The sequence below is a fragment of the Actinomyces howellii genome (genome assembly GCF_900637165.1).
GTDB classification, from domain to species: Bacteria; Actinomycetota; Actinomycetes; order Actinomycetales; family Actinomycetaceae; genus Actinomyces; species Actinomyces howellii.
The window spans coordinates 49656-62554 of the sequence record NZ_LR134350.1 but is presented as its reverse complement, the minus strand read 5'-3'; the positions used below and the strand labels follow the sequence as shown (position 1 = coordinate 62554).

Annotated in this window: 10 protein-coding genes; 3 read left to right on the top strand and 7 right to left on the bottom strand. The window is 72.5% G+C overall.

All coding sequences use genetic code 11. From position 1 onward, the window contains the following. The first annotated feature begins 100 nt into the window (after positions 1-100). Complete coding sequence (locus EL245_RS00300) at positions 101-1381, top strand: hypothetical protein (protein WP_232009799.1); 1281 nt, start codon at positions 101-103, stop codon at positions 1379-1381. 21 nt (positions 1382-1402) lie between these two features. Here EL245_RS00300 and EL245_RS00295 read toward each other — a convergent pair whose 3' ends face one another. From EL245_RS00295 to EL245_RS00265, 7 genes are all read right to left on the bottom strand, one after another. Next, complete coding sequence (locus tag EL245_RS00295; RefSeq protein WP_126381054.1) at positions 1403-1897, bottom strand: regulatory protein RecX; 495 nt, start codon at positions 1895-1897, stop codon at positions 1403-1405. Beyond that, the gene (gene recA, locus EL245_RS00290) at positions 1897-3111 is read right to left on the bottom strand and encodes a recombinase RecA (RefSeq protein ID WP_126381052.1); all 1215 of its coding nucleotides are present in this window, start codon (positions 3109-3111) and stop codon (positions 1897-1899) included. The genes EL245_RS00295 and recA overlap by 1 nt, the downstream gene beginning before the upstream one ends. Positions 3112-3412: 301 nt before the next feature. Further along, positions 3413-3637, bottom strand: a complete 225-nt coding sequence (locus EL245_RS00285) for a DUF3046 domain-containing protein (protein ID WP_126381050.1) — start codon at positions 3635-3637, stop codon at positions 3413-3415. A 73-nt stretch (positions 3638-3710) separates the two neighbouring features. Further along, positions 3711-4130 carry a helix-turn-helix domain-containing protein gene (locus tag EL245_RS00280; RefSeq protein WP_331852812.1) on the bottom strand — a complete coding sequence of 140 codons (420 nt, stop codon included), beginning with the start codon at positions 4128-4130 and terminating at the stop codon, positions 3711-3713. 112 nt (positions 4131-4242) lie between these two features. Next, on the bottom strand, positions 4243-4881 hold the full coding sequence (locus EL245_RS00275) for a CinA family protein (protein WP_126381048.1): 639 nt from the start codon (positions 4879-4881) through the stop codon (positions 4243-4245). Continuing rightward, positions 4878-5504 carry a CDP-diacylglycerol--glycerol-3-phosphate 3-phosphatidyltransferase gene (pgsA, locus tag EL245_RS00270; protein WP_126381046.1) on the bottom strand — a complete coding sequence of 209 codons (627 nt, stop codon included), beginning with the start codon at positions 5502-5504 and terminating at the stop codon, positions 4878-4880. The genes EL245_RS00275 and pgsA overlap by 4 nt, the downstream gene beginning before the upstream one ends. Before the next feature lie 80 nt (positions 5505-5584). Continuing rightward, complete coding sequence (locus EL245_RS00265; protein ID WP_161512701.1) at positions 5585-6274, bottom strand: TetR/AcrR family transcriptional regulator; 690 nt, start codon at positions 6272-6274, stop codon at positions 5585-5587. A gap of 304 nt (positions 6275-6578) precedes the next feature. Here EL245_RS00265 and EL245_RS00260 point away from each other — a divergent pair, with 304 nt between their 5' ends. Together EL245_RS00260 and EL245_RS00255 are read left to right on the top strand one after the other, a co-directional pair. After that, the gene (locus EL245_RS00260) at positions 6579-11465 is read left to right on the top strand and encodes an acyl-CoA dehydratase activase-related protein (RefSeq protein ID WP_232009798.1); all 4887 of its coding nucleotides are present in this window, start codon (positions 6579-6581) and stop codon (positions 11463-11465) included. A 92-nt stretch (positions 11466-11557) separates the two neighbouring features. Beyond that, positions 11558-12859, top strand: coding sequence for a CapA family protein (locus EL245_RS00255; protein WP_126381044.1), 1302 nt, complete (start codon positions 11558-11560; stop codon positions 12857-12859). The last annotated feature ends 40 nt before the right edge of the window (positions 12860-12899 follow it).

Sequence of the window (12899 nt, the reverse complement as noted above, 5' to 3'; positions counted from 1 at the left end):
CCCCTCGCTGCGCCCGCCCGGGACGGGGCGGCGCGTGCCTAGAATGCCGGGTGCGAGCGCATGGTGCGCCGTTCCCCTTATCCCGCCCAGGAGGACCACCGTGCCCCGTTTCCCGCGACGTCGTGCTGCCCTTGTCCTCGGGGCGGCTGCCGCGCTCGTCCTGTCGGCCTGCTCGGCAGGCTCGGCCGCGTCCTCGGACTCGGCGAGCGCCTCGGCCGCCGCGCGGCGCGATCTGCATGGCACCGTGACCCCTGTGGCCAACAGCCTCTGGGCCACGGAGGCTGGCCTGACGAGGGCGGCGATGAGCATCGAGGCCGAGGAGAACGCCGTCGTCCTCGACGAGGCGGGCCTCACCTACGTCGAGCCGCGACGCTCCCCGGGTGCGGACCTCGTCGTGCGCCGGGTCCTGTGGGACGGGACCCAGGCGTGGACGGCGACGGTGCCCGTCGAGGTCGACACGACGGGTCTCACCCTCGAGCTGAGCCAGGACCCGGGCCTGGGTGTCGTGGCCCTGTGGTTCTCGGCCGCCGACCCGGACACGGGAGGATCGGCGATCATCCTGCGCTCGACCCGGATCATGGCCAGCGATCTGACCTGGTTCGACCTGGCCACCGGCGAGCAGGGCAACCAGGACCTCAGGGCGGAGGCGCTCACCCTCCGGGCCACCGCGTCGCGCTCCGACGGCGGGCTCATCGGGGCGATGCACACCGACTCCCAGGACTCCAGCGCGGGGCTGACCTACCTCAGTGCGGACCGGACGATGGTGACGAGCCCCTGGTCGGCGCTGACCGACTCCGAGGGCGGGCTCCCGGAGGTCGCCCAGTGGACAGGGTCCCCCCTGTTCGTCGTCGAGACAGCGGACTCCACGGCGTCGCTCCACCTGGGGGGCGTCGAGGTCCTCACCGGGCTGTCGACCTATCCGCGCATCACCGCCGGCGCGACCCGGGTGGCGGTGGCTGACGGGGACCGGCTGTGGCTCGTGGACCAGCAGGGCGTGGCCACCGAGCTCGACACCGGCGGGTGCGACCTGGGCACGGAGCGGATCAACATGTCATCGATCTCCTCGACCCACGCCTACGTGGGCCTGGCGCGGGTCGACCTGCTCAGCGGCGCCGTCGAGTGCCTCGAGGCCCTGGCTCCCGCATCGGGCACCGACATCATGGGAGCCCTGTCCGACGGCAGCCTCCTGCTCTACTCCACCGCCGAGGAGGGCCAGGAGGGCGCCTGGCTCGTGCCCGCCGACCGGTCCGCGCCACGGCCGCTGGGCTCTCTCGATCCGGTTGAGGTCCTGTCCGACCGCATCGTGGACACCGTGCTCACCGAGGAGGGCACGACCGTCGTCAACGCCTTCGACTACCGGGACCTGCTCCCCCAGGACTGAGGCGGGGGGCTGCGGCGGGGCTCACGGCTCCTCGGCCAGGGCCCGGCGCAGGGCCTGCGCGGAGACCTCGGCGTCGTAGCCCTTGCGTCCGAGGTGGGCCAGGGTCCTCCGCCTCCTGACCTCGGGGTCCAGCCCCCGCGTCGCGGCGAGCCTGCGGCGCGCGAGGGCCAGGGCGGCCTCCTGCTCACCCGCCCCATCGACCTGCTCGAGGGCGGAGGCGATGTGCTCCTCCCCCACGCCCTTGGCCCGCAGCTCCTCGGCGATGGCCCTGCGCGCCGCGCCCTTGAGGGCGAAGCGGGTGCGGGCGAGGGCGGCGGCGTAGGAGGCGTCGTCGATGATGCCGACCGCCTCGAGGCGGTCGAGGACCTCCTGAGCGACCTGCGGGTCGACCTCCCGGCGCTCCAGGAGCCCGGCCAGGGCCGCCCGCGGCGCGGGGCAGCGGTCGAGGCGGCGCAGCACGATCTCGCGGGCTGCCTCGACCTGCTCGGCATGGGAGTCGGGTGTCAGCCAGGGCATCAGAAGCCGCCAGCGTCCTCACCGAAGATGTCCTCGACGGGGGCGGTCTTCTTGGCACGGCCCCGTGCGGACTTCACGGCACCGGAGGCGGCCGCGTCAGCGGCGCCCTGAGCGGTCTTGGCCGTCTTCGGCGCCGCCGCTGCGGCCTTGTCCCGGGCCGCGGCAGCCTCCTGCTCGGCCTGGGCCTCCTGCTTGGCCCTGCGCCCCGGCTCACCGATGCCCAGGGCCGCGAGGATCTTGTTCTCGATCTCGTCGGCGAGCTCGGGGTTGTCCTTGAGGAACTGGCGGGCGTTCTCCTTGCCCTGTCCGAGCTGGTCCGAGCCGTAGGTGTACCAGGCACCAGACTTGCGGATGACGTCGTTGTCGACGCCGAGGTCGAGCAGGCCCCCCTCACGGGAGATGCCCTGCCCGTAGAGGATGTCGAACTCGGCCTGCTTGAAGGGCGGGGCCATCTTGTTCTTGACGACCTTGGCCCGCGTCCGGTTGCCCACGGGCTGGTCACCGTCCTTGAGGGTCTGGGTGCGGCGCACGTCGATGCGCACCGAGGCGTAGAACTTGAGGGCCTTGCCGCCCGTGGTCGTCTCCGGGCTGCCGAAGAACACGCCGATCTTCTCGCGCAGCTGGTTGATGAAGATGGCGGTTGTGCCGGTGGCCGACAGGGCGCCGGTGATCTTGCGCAGGGCCTGGCTCATGAGACGGGCCTGGAGCCCGACGTGGGAGTCTCCCATCTCCCCCTCGATCTCGGCCTTGGGCACGAGGGCGGCGACGGAGTCGATGACGATGATGTCCAGCCCTCCGGAGCGGATGAGCATGTCCGCGATCTCGAGGGCCTGCTCCCCGGTGTCGGGCTGGGAGACGAGGAGGTTGTCGATGTCGACGCCCAGGGCCTTGGCGTAGACCGGGTCGAGGGCGTGCTCGGCGTCGATGAAGGCGGCGTTGCCACCCGCCTTCTGGGCGTTGGCCACGGCGTGGAGGGCCACGGTGGTCTTGCCGGAGGACTCGGGACCGTAGACCTCGACGACGCGGCCGCGGGGCAGCCCCCCGATGCCCAGGGCGACGTCGAGGGCGGTCGAGCCGGTGGGGATGACCTCCACGGGCGGGCGGGTGTCGTCGCCCAGGCGCATGACCGAGCCCTTGCCGAAGGACTTGTCGATCTGGGCGAGGGCGGTGGCCAGGGCCTTGGAACGGTCCTGGGTCTGGGTGGCGGCGGGCATCGTCTACCTCGTTTCTCGGGCGGCTCTCGGCCGCGGCGGGCATGGCTGGTCCTCAGGAGCGAGGTCCCCTCACCGGGGCTCGCAGACGACGCTATGCCCGACCACTGACACGTATCGCGGCACCGTGCCGAGCCCTGGGGGCGCGGGGTGCGCGAGCGTCGTCTGTGGAGCACTGTAGACGAACAGGTGTTCGAAGAACAGTCGGGGGGACGGCGTGTCTCCTCATCTCGCGTCCCTCGCGTCCATCGCGGCGCCCCGGCCGGGCGACCGCTCCGGAGCTCCCGGCCGAGGCGGCCGAGCCTCAGCGCCGCTCGTCTGCGTCCCGGCGGTAGACCCAGCGCTGCGTGTCACCGACCTGGGTCTCGTCGCACAGGGCGTGCCAGACCTCGCGAGGCGCGGTCCCCGCGTCCAAGGCCTCGACGCAGGTCGCTCCCAGCCCGGGGAGGACAAGGTCCCGGGCCAGGGACCTGCCGTAGGCGGGACCGAAGACCTCGTCGACGGCGTGCCAGAACTCCGAGTGCCTCATGGGGCAACTGTGGCACACGAAGGCCCCGGTTCCCTGACGGGACCGGGGCCTTGCGGGTGGGTGCCGCCGCGCCTCAGCGCAGCGCGGCGCCCTGCTGACGGATCAGCTCGTCGGGGACGGTGTCGGGGACGACGACGCCCTCGGTCAGGGCGATGCGGTCGGAGACCTCACGCAGCACGGCCGACAGGGGCGCGTCCAGCGCCTGGCAGATCGAGGCGAGCAGCTCGGAGGAGGCCTCCTTCTGGCCACGCTCGACCTCGGAGAGGTAGCCCAGGGACACGCGGGCCTGGCTGGAGACCTCGCGCAGGGTCCGGCCCTGGTGCTGACGCACCGAGCGCAGGACCTCTCCGATCTCACGGCGCAGGAGGACGGTCTCCTGCTTGCTGGTCGTCTCCACTGCGGCACCTGGCCCTGCGACCGAGGCCGCACGCATGGGCGCCCGGCCTGCCGGACGGGAGGAGCGGGTGGGGCGGGGGTGAGTCGCGTTGTTCATCGTGTGGCACAACCATTCACTGCTGAGTTTCATTCCCGCGGCGGCGCTCACCGCCGCGGCGTGGGTTGATCCTGGACGCCGATCCTGAGAGAAGGCTGAGTGCGTCGTCAGTCTAGCCCAAGGATCCGGCCGGGCCGTCCGGCGGCCCCTCCGCGGCCGCGTCGAGCAGGGCGACGGCCAGCGCCAGCACCGCGACCGTGGCGCCCTGTCGGACCTGCTCGCGGTCGCCGGGCAGGTGGAGCTCGCGACCGATCGTGCCCCACGGGGAGCACACCGCGATATGCACCGTACCGGCCTTGTGCCCCTCGCTGTCCCCGGGACCGGCGACCCCGGTGGTGGCCAGCCCGATGTCGGCCCCGAGCAGGCCGGCGACGCCGCGCGCCATCTGGGAGGCGACCTCCGCGTCGACCGGACCGACCGCCTTGAGACGCTCGGGGTCGACCCCCAGCAGCTCGGCCTTGAGCCGGGTGGCGTAGGCGACGACCGCACCGACGACGACCGCCGAGGCGCCCGGCACGCTCACGAGCGCCGAGGCGACCTCGCCGCCGGTCAGCGACTCGGCCACCGCGATCGTCAGCCCCCGCTCCCGGGCGGTCGACAGCAGGAAGCGCGCCGCCTGGGCCTGCGTCGCGACGGCGGCCTCATCGTTGTGGGCGTCCTGGCCCTGCGCCGGGTCCCGGTCGTCCCGGTCGTCCCGGTTGTCACGGTCGTTCCGGCCCTCGGCGGCCCCCTCACCTGCTGCGGGGCTCATCGCGCCTCGTCCCCACCTGCGCCGGTGCGGGAGATCGACAGCGCCTGACGGACGTAGTCGACGCCGGTCACGACGGTGACGACGAGCGCCGCCGCGACGGCTGCGTAGGCCAGGGCGGTCAGCCCGCCCGCCAGCGCCCGGGGCAGGAGCATCGTCCAGGGGGCGAGCAGCCCGATCAGCCCCGTCATCTGCAGGACGGTCTTGAGCTTGCCCCCGCGGGAGGCCGCCATCACCGCTCGGCGCAGCATGAAGAAGCGCATGACCGTGATCCCGAGCTCGCGCACGAGGATGACGACGGTCACCCACCACCACAGGCGCCCGTCGGCCGACAGCATGATGAAGGCCGACAGGGTCAGCGCCTTGTCGGCGATCGGGTCGACGATCTTCCCGAAGTCCGTGACCAGGCCGCGCGAGCGGGCGAGCTGCCCGTCGAGCCGGTCGGTCAGCGCCGCGACGACGAAGACGACGGTCGCCGCCAGGCGCGCAGGGTCCCCGGGCAGCACCATGAGCCAGATGAACACCGGCACGAGCACGAGCCGCAGGACCGTCAGGACGTTGGCGACGTTGAGCAGCGGGACCTGCGCGGGCGCGCCGGGCGCAGAGCCGGGAGGAGAGTCGTTCATCGTGCCCAGCCTAGATGATGCGCCCCCGGGCGGCGGGTGCCCTCCCGGCGATCTCGTGGGCTCGGCGGGCGGCACGGTGCTCAGCCCGACCTCATTCGCTCGCCCGCGGGCGGCAGCGGGCCGGTGATGAAGCGCTGCACGCTCGGTCCCGTGACCGCGACGATCTGCTTGACGCCGGCAGAGGCGAGCGGCTCGAGCCGGAAGACGTAGCGGACCATGGCCAGGCCCATGACCTGCGAGCCGGCCAGGACGGCTCGTTCGCGCGCCTCGTCCCGGCTCGCCCCGACCCGGACCAGCGCCTCGGACAACGGGGCGACGATGACCTCCGAGACGTAGCGCTCGACCGCCTCCGTCGCGTTCTCGTCCGTGGCGGCCCAGCGCAGGAGGCTCGCGAAGGGGACGTCCGGGGAGGAGCCGTCCCAGGTGGTCACCGCCAGGTGCACGAGGCGTGCTCCCGCGCTGCGCAGGTCGCCCTCGAAGATCTCGGCGATCCGGTCCCGGGTGCTGGCGCGCATGTTGGGGTTGATCGCCGCGGCGAACAGGTCCCCCTTGGAGCCGAAGTAGTAGCACACGAGGGCCGGGTCGACCCCCGCCTCCCGGGCCACCCCGCGGATCGTCGTCCTGGCGAAGCCCTGGGACAGGAAGGAGGCCCGGGCCACCCGCAGGATCGACTCCCTCGTCGCGCTCGTCCCGTCGGGGGCCGAGCGGCGAGGGCCGCCCCGGCCCGTCGCGCCGTCCCGGGCGACGGGTTTGCCTGTGCCCGCACTCACGTCCTCGAGACTATGCCCGCCGCCGCGGCCACGATGGTCCCTTGGTCCCTGAGCACTTTTCGCTCAACAGGTCGCACGTTATTCAACAACGTTCAGGCGGCCGTCCCGGAGGAGGTCTTTCGAGGACAGTCGTTTTGCCGTGAGATCACGGGGATGTCACGAGGTGCGGGGAGCGCTCCCCCGGCACCGGAATTCAACACCGTTGAATCCCTGCTGCGTTCGTCGTTACCGTGATCTCGCGCCCCGAGCCGCAGCTCCTCGTCGTTGGTGCACGGTGCTTCGCCCGGGCGCGGAAGGGGGACTCATGAGGCATCCGACCGACCAGCCAGGGCACCGAGGGCAGCCCGGCGGCGACGTCATGCAGATGGGTCTGGACATCGGGTCGACGACGGTCAAGCTCGTCGTGCTCGACGACGCCGGCCTCCCCGTGTTCTCCGAGTACCGGCGCCACCACGCCGACGTGCGCGGCGAGGTCACCCGTCTCCTGGAGGAGGCCCGCCGGGAGCTGGACGGGGTGCGCGTGCGCGGCGCCGTGACCGGCAGTGCGGGGCTCTCCCTGGCACAGCTCATGGGCCTGCCCTTCGTCCAGGAGGTGATCGCCGAGACCGAGACGGTGCGTCGCCGCGACCCCGCCACCGACGTCATCATCGAGCTCGGCGGGGAGGACGCCAAGATCACCTACCTCCACCCCACCCCAGAGCAGCGCATGAACGGGACCTGCGCCGGAGGGACCGGGGCCTTCATCGACCAGATGGCCCAGCTGCTCCACACCGACGTCGCCGGGCTCAACGACCTGGCGGCACGCCACCGGAGCCTGTACCCGATCGCCTCTCGCTGCGGCGTCTTCGCCAAGTCCGACCTCCAGCCGCTCATCAACCAGGGGGCAGAGCCCGCCGACCTGGCGGCCTCCGTCCTCCAGGCGGTCGTCACCCAGACGATCGCCGGCCTGGCCTGCGGGCGGCCGATCCGCGGGAACGTCATGTTCCTCGGCGGCCCGCTGCACTTCCTGCCCGAGCTGCGGGCGGCCTTCGAGCGCAACCTGGCCGACCAGGTCGATGACTTCAGGTGCCCGCCCGAGGCCCAGCTCTACGTGGCGATCGGCGCGGCCCTCCTGGCCACGGGCGAGACCGTGACGCTGGAGGAGCTCGGCACGAGGCTGGCCACCCGCAGGTCCCTGGAGCTGGGCACCTCGCGGATGCGCCCCCTGTTCGCTGACGAGGCCGAGCGCCGGGCCTTCGCCGAGCGTCACGCCCGCGCCACGGTCGCCCGCGCCCCGTGGCCGACCATCGGCGCCCGGGACGAGGACCCGCACGACGACGCGAGGGCGGCCGGGGCACCTGAGGGGGACTTCGACTGCTTCCTGGGGATCGACGCGGGCTCGACGACCATCAAGGCGGTCGTCCTGGACTCGGCCGACCGGATCGTGTGGGAGCACTACGCGGGCAACGAGGGGGACCCGGTCACCGCGGCGGTGGAGATCCTGCGCCGCATCCACCGTGAGGCACCGGAGGGGGTGCGCATCGTGCGCTCCTGCGTGACCGGCTACGGGGAGTCCCTCGTCAAGGCCGCCCTCCACATCGACGAGGGCGTCGTCGAGACGATGGCCCACTACCGGGCCGCCGAGCACCTCAACCCCGGGGTGACCTTGGTCATCGACATCGGCGGGCAGGACATGAAGTACCTGCGCATCCGCGGCGGGGCCATCGACTCCATCTGCGTCAACGAGGCGTGCTCGTCGGGATGCGGCTCCTTCCTGCAGACCTTCGCCCAGACGATGGGGACGACGGTGGAGGACTTCGCGGCCGCGGCGCTCGAGGCCGAGCACCCCGTGGACCTGGGCAGCAGGTGCACGGTGTTCATGAACTCCTCGGTCAAGCAGGCCCAGCGCGAGGCGGCCACGGTCGGTGAGATCAGCGCGGGGCTGAGCTACTCGGTCGTGCGCAACGCCCTGTACAAGGTCATCAAGCTCAAGGACGCCGACCAGCTCGGTGAGCGCGTGAGCGTCCAGGGGGGCACCTTCCTCAACGACGCGGTGCTGCGCGCCTTCGAGCTGCTCACCGGCCGGGAGGTCGTGCGTCCCGACGCGGCCGGGCTCATGGGTGCCCTGGGCGCCGCGCTGACCGCCCACGCCACCTACGACGCCGAGCCCTCCGCCCTTATGGGCCTGGGTGAGCTGTCGCGCTTCTCCCTGAGCACCGAGGCGACCACGTGCCGGCTGTGCCAGAACCACTGCCGCCTGACGATCACGACCTTCAACGACGGCCAGCGCCACGTGTCGGGGAACCGCTGCGAGCGCGGCGCCGCCCAGGAGCGGCGGGCGTCGAAGTCCGAGGTGCCCAACCTCTACGAGTACAAGTACCGGCGCACCTTCTCCTACCGACGCCTGCGCGAGGCCGACGCCCCGCGCGGGGACATCGGGGTGCCGCGCGTGCTGGGCATGTACGAGAACTACCCCTTGTGGTTCACCGTGCTCACGTCGCTGGGCTTCAGGGTCATCATCTCGGGGCGCTCCAGCCACGAGCTGTTCGAGTCAGGGATGGACGCCATCCCCTCGGAGAACGTGTGCTACCCGGCCAAGCTCGCTCACGGCCACGTCGAGTCGCTCGTGGCCAAGGGGGTGCGCACGATCTGGTTCCCCTGCGTCTTCTACGAGCGTGAGCTCGTCGCGGGGGCGGACAACCACTTCAACTGCCCGATCGTGGCCACCTATCCCGAGGTGATCCGGGCCAACACCTCCGCCCTGCGCACCGCCGGGGCCCCCGACGACCCGGCCCGGGCCGCCGGGTCGGCCCGGGCCGGGCAGGACAGGACGGGCGCCAGCGGGCGAGGTGCGCAGCAGGGCGGTGACCGGGCCGCTGGAGGGCAGGGCGACGGGGTCCGCCTCCTGGCCCCCTTCCTCAACCTGGCCGACCCCACGACGCTGGCCAGGCGGCTGGTCGAGGTCTTCGCCGACTGGGGGGTCACGCTGCCCGAGGCGCGCCGCGCCGTGGCCGCGGGCTTCGCGGAGGACGCGGCCTTCAAGGCCGACGTGCGGGCTGAGGGCCGCCGCACCCTGGAGTGGATGGAGGCCAACGGGCGCAAGGGCATCGTCCTGGCGGGACGGCCCTACCACGTCGACCCCGAGATCAACCACGGCATCCCCGACGTCATCAACACCCTGGGCATGGCGGTGCTCTCGGAGGACTCGATCCTGCCTGAGCCTGAGGCGCAGGACGACGACCCCGGTGCCGGTGAGCGCGCCGTGTCCGGCGGGGCGCTGGGGCACGCGGTGGCGCTCGTGCGCCGGGCTCTGGCCGGGTCCTCGGGGTCCGGGGGCGTCGAGCCGGCCGACTGGTCCGACGTCACCTCCGAGGGACTGCCCTCACCTGAGGCGAGCGTGGCCGTCGCGCAGCCGGGGCCGGGAGGCTCCCGGCTGCGCGTGCGCGACCAGTGGGCCTACCACTCCCGGCTGTACCGGGCCGCGGAGCTCGTCATCGCCCGCCCCGACCTCGAGCTCGTCCAGCTCAACTCCTTCGGGTGCGGTGTCGACGCGCTGACCACCGACCAGGTCCAGGAGATCCTCGAGGGGGCCGACGAGGTCTACACCTCCTTGAAGATCGACGAGGTCTCCAACCTGGGCGCCGCCACGATCCGGCTGCGCTCCCTGGCCGCAGCGGCCCAGGAGCGGCGCCGCACCCGCGGGCAGCGCGCGGGCGCCGAGATCGACACGACCGCCGTCCCGCCCGCCGGCGCCCCGGCCCTCGGGGCCGGTGACGGCGCCGAGCCGGCAGTCCCTCACCCCGACCCCGCCGCACCGGTGTTCACCGAGGAGATGCGCCGGACCCACACGATCCTCATGCCTCAGTTCTCCCCGATCCACTTCCGGCCGCTCGTGCCTCTCATGCGCCGCCAGGGCTACAGGGTCGAGCTGCTTGAGCACGCCTCGCGTGAGGACCTCGAGGTCGGCCTGCGCCACGTCAACAACGACGCGTGCTTCCCCGCGATCATGGTGATCGGACAGCTCATCGGCGCGTTCGCCGACGGCTCCCACGACCCCGACAGGTGCGCGGTGGGCATCACCCAGACCGGTGGGATGTGCCGCGCTACCAACTACGCCGCGCTCCTGCGCAAGGGCCTGCGGGAGGCCGGTTACCCCCAGGTGCCGGTCGTGGCGATCTCCCCTCAGGGGCTGGAGTCCAACCCCGGCTTCAGGGTCTCCCCGTCGATGGCTCTGCGCCTCATCCAGGGCGCCGTCATCGGCGACACCCTCCAGACCTGCCTGCTGCGGGTGCGCCCCTACGAGGCGCAGGAGGGCCTGGCCACCGCGCTGTACGAGCGGTGGAACGCGATCACCTGCGAGTTCTTCGAGCACGGAGGGCACTCGGCCACGTGGGGCGGGCGGATCGGCTACCGCCGGCTCGTGCGCGAGATGGTCAGCGAGTTCGACGCCCTGCCCCTGACCGACGCCCCTCGGCGCCCCCGGGTCGGGGTGGTCGGCGAGATCCTCGTGAAGTTCCAGCCCGACGCCAACAACCACGTCGTCGACCTCATCGAGGCCGAGGGCTGCGAGGCCGCCGTCCCCGGTCTGACCGCCTTCCTGCTCAACGGGATGGTCACCGCGCAGTGGAACCTCGACAACCTCGGTGTCGGGGCGCGCAGCGTGCGCACGAAGAAGGCGGCGGTGTGGTTCATCGAGCAGGTCCAGGCACCCGCCCTGGCGGCGCTGGCGGCCTGCGGCGGGAAGTTCGACGTCGAGTCCCCCATCGACGTCATGGCCGACAAGGCCTCCCAGGTCGTGTCTCTGGGAAACCAGGCCGGTGAGGGGTGGCTGCTCACCGCCGAGATGATCGAGCTCATCGAGCACGGGGTGCCCAACATCGTGTGCTGCCAGCCCTTCGCCTGCCTGCCCAACCACGTCGTCGGCAAGGGCATGTTCCGGGAGATGCGCCGTCGCTACCCGCAGGCCAATATCGTCGCGGTGGACTACGACCCGGGCGCCAGCGAGGTCAACCAGCTCAACCGCATCAAGCTCATGGTCTCCACGGCGCTCATGTCCCACGGGGCCCAGGAGGGCGGCGGACCGGGCTCGGCCACCTTCGCCGAGCTGCTGGCCGACCTCGGCCCGGCCCCTGACGGCACCCCGACCTCCCCCGACGGGGCGGCCGCCCCGCCCGAGGCCCTCGCCGGGCTCGGGCTGCGCGCGAGTCGCTGACAGAGCCCTCGCACCGGCGGGCGGCGCGAGGTGGGCAGAACTGTCCGCCGCAGACACGAGACGGCCGGCACGATCACCTCTAACCTGGCCGCATGCATGCTCGGCACTGGTGCGGGCCACAGCACCGCGCACCCTCACGGCGCACACGGGTCATCGGTCTGTGGGCGGCAGCGGTCGCGGTCGTGTGCGCCACGGCGCTCGCACTGACCCTGGCCTACTCCCGGCAGCAGGGCGCGGCCCCCTCCCCCCTGGCGACGCCGGTGTCGGCCGCACCGACGGCACCGTCGCCGTCCCCGAGCCCGGCCGCTGACATCCACCTGAGCATCGGTTACGGCGGTGACGTGCTCATGCACATGCCCGTCATGGAGGACACCGCCGGCGGGCAGGGGGACATCGCCCCCCTCATCGCAGGGGCCCAGCCGTGGTTCTCCGGGGCGGACCTGGCCCTGTGCGGCATGGAGGTCCCCGTGGCCCCTGACGGCGTCGCCACGGGCTACCCGGTCTTCGCCACGCTCCCGGGAGTCGTCACGGCACTGGCCTCCACCGGCTGGGACGGGTGCGCCACGGCCTCCAACCACGCCTGGGACCGAGGACTTGACGGGGTCCTCACGACGGCCGACACCCTGGAGGCCAACGGACTGGGCTTCGCCGGCACGAGCCGCGACGAGCGGGAGGCGGCCACGCCCTACCAGCTCTACGAGCTCACCCGCCAGGGGCGGACGGTCACGATCGCCCAGATCTCGACGACCTACAGCCTTAACGGCTTCGTCGACCACACCGGGTGGGCGGTGGCGACCAACGACGTGGCGTGGGTGGCCGAGCAGGCTCGGGCCGCCAGGAGCGCAGGGGCGGACCTCGTCGTCCTGCACTCCCAGCTCGGCCCGGAGTACTCCGTCGAGCCCTCCGCCGAGCAGCGCCAGTACGCCGCCGATATCGCCGCCACCGGGGAGGTCGACGTGCTCTTCGGCGCCCACCCGCACGTGCCCCAGCCCAATGAGCTCCTCCCGGGAGGCCCGGGGGGCCGCGGCATGTGGGTGTCCTACTCGGCGGGCAACTTCATCTCCAACCAGTCAGCCGAGCAGGGCACCGTCATGGCCGGGATCGGCACCTTCGTGTGGGTGGACGTCACGGTCTCCGACTCCCCCGACGGCACGCGTGCCGTCAGTGTCGACGCCCTGCACTGGCACCCCTTCACCGTCGACCTCGACGGCGGGCACAAGGTCCTGGACCTGGCGGCCCTGGCGCGCGGCGAGGTGCCCGAGGGAACGACCCTGTCCCCCGAGGAGATCGCCCTGCGCTGGGAGACGGTCACCTCGTCCCTTCCTCAGGAGACCTACTCCGAGGCGCCCCCGGTGCCCACGGGGGACCCGCCGGTGGTCCTGCCCCGGCGCTGAGCACCGGCTGGTCGGGTGCTGGCTGGTACCGGCTGCCGGC

Coding starts and splice junctions, on each gene's coding strand:
- pgsA (WP_126381046.1), bottom strand. CDS start 5,504: ATGAACGACTCTCCTCCCGGCTCTGCGCCCGGCGCGCCCGCGCAGGTC.
- EL245_RS00295 (WP_126381054.1), bottom strand. CDS start 1,897: ATGCCCTGGCTGACACCCGACTCCCATGCCGAGCAGGTCGAGGCAGCC.
- EL245_RS00255 (WP_126381044.1), top strand. CDS start 11,558: ATGCATGCTCGGCACTGGTGCGGGCCACAGCACCGCGCACCCTCACGG.
- recA (WP_126381052.1), bottom strand. CDS start 3,111: ATGCCCGCCGCCACCCAGACCCAGGACCGTTCCAAGGCCCTGGCCACC.
- EL245_RS00275 (WP_126381048.1), bottom strand. CDS start 4,881: ATGAGCCCCGCAGCAGGTGAGGGGGCCGCCGAGGGCCGGAACGACCGT.
- EL245_RS00285 (WP_126381050.1), bottom strand. CDS start 3,637: ATGAGGCACTCGGAGTTCTGGCACGCCGTCGACGAGGTCTTCGGTCCC.
- EL245_RS00260 (WP_232009798.1), top strand. CDS start 6,579: ATGAGGCATCCGACCGACCAGCCAGGGCACCGAGGGCAGCCCGGCGGC.
- EL245_RS00280 (WP_331852812.1), bottom strand. CDS start 4,130: ATGAACAACGCGACTCACCCCCGCCCCACCCGCTCCTCCCGTCCGGCA.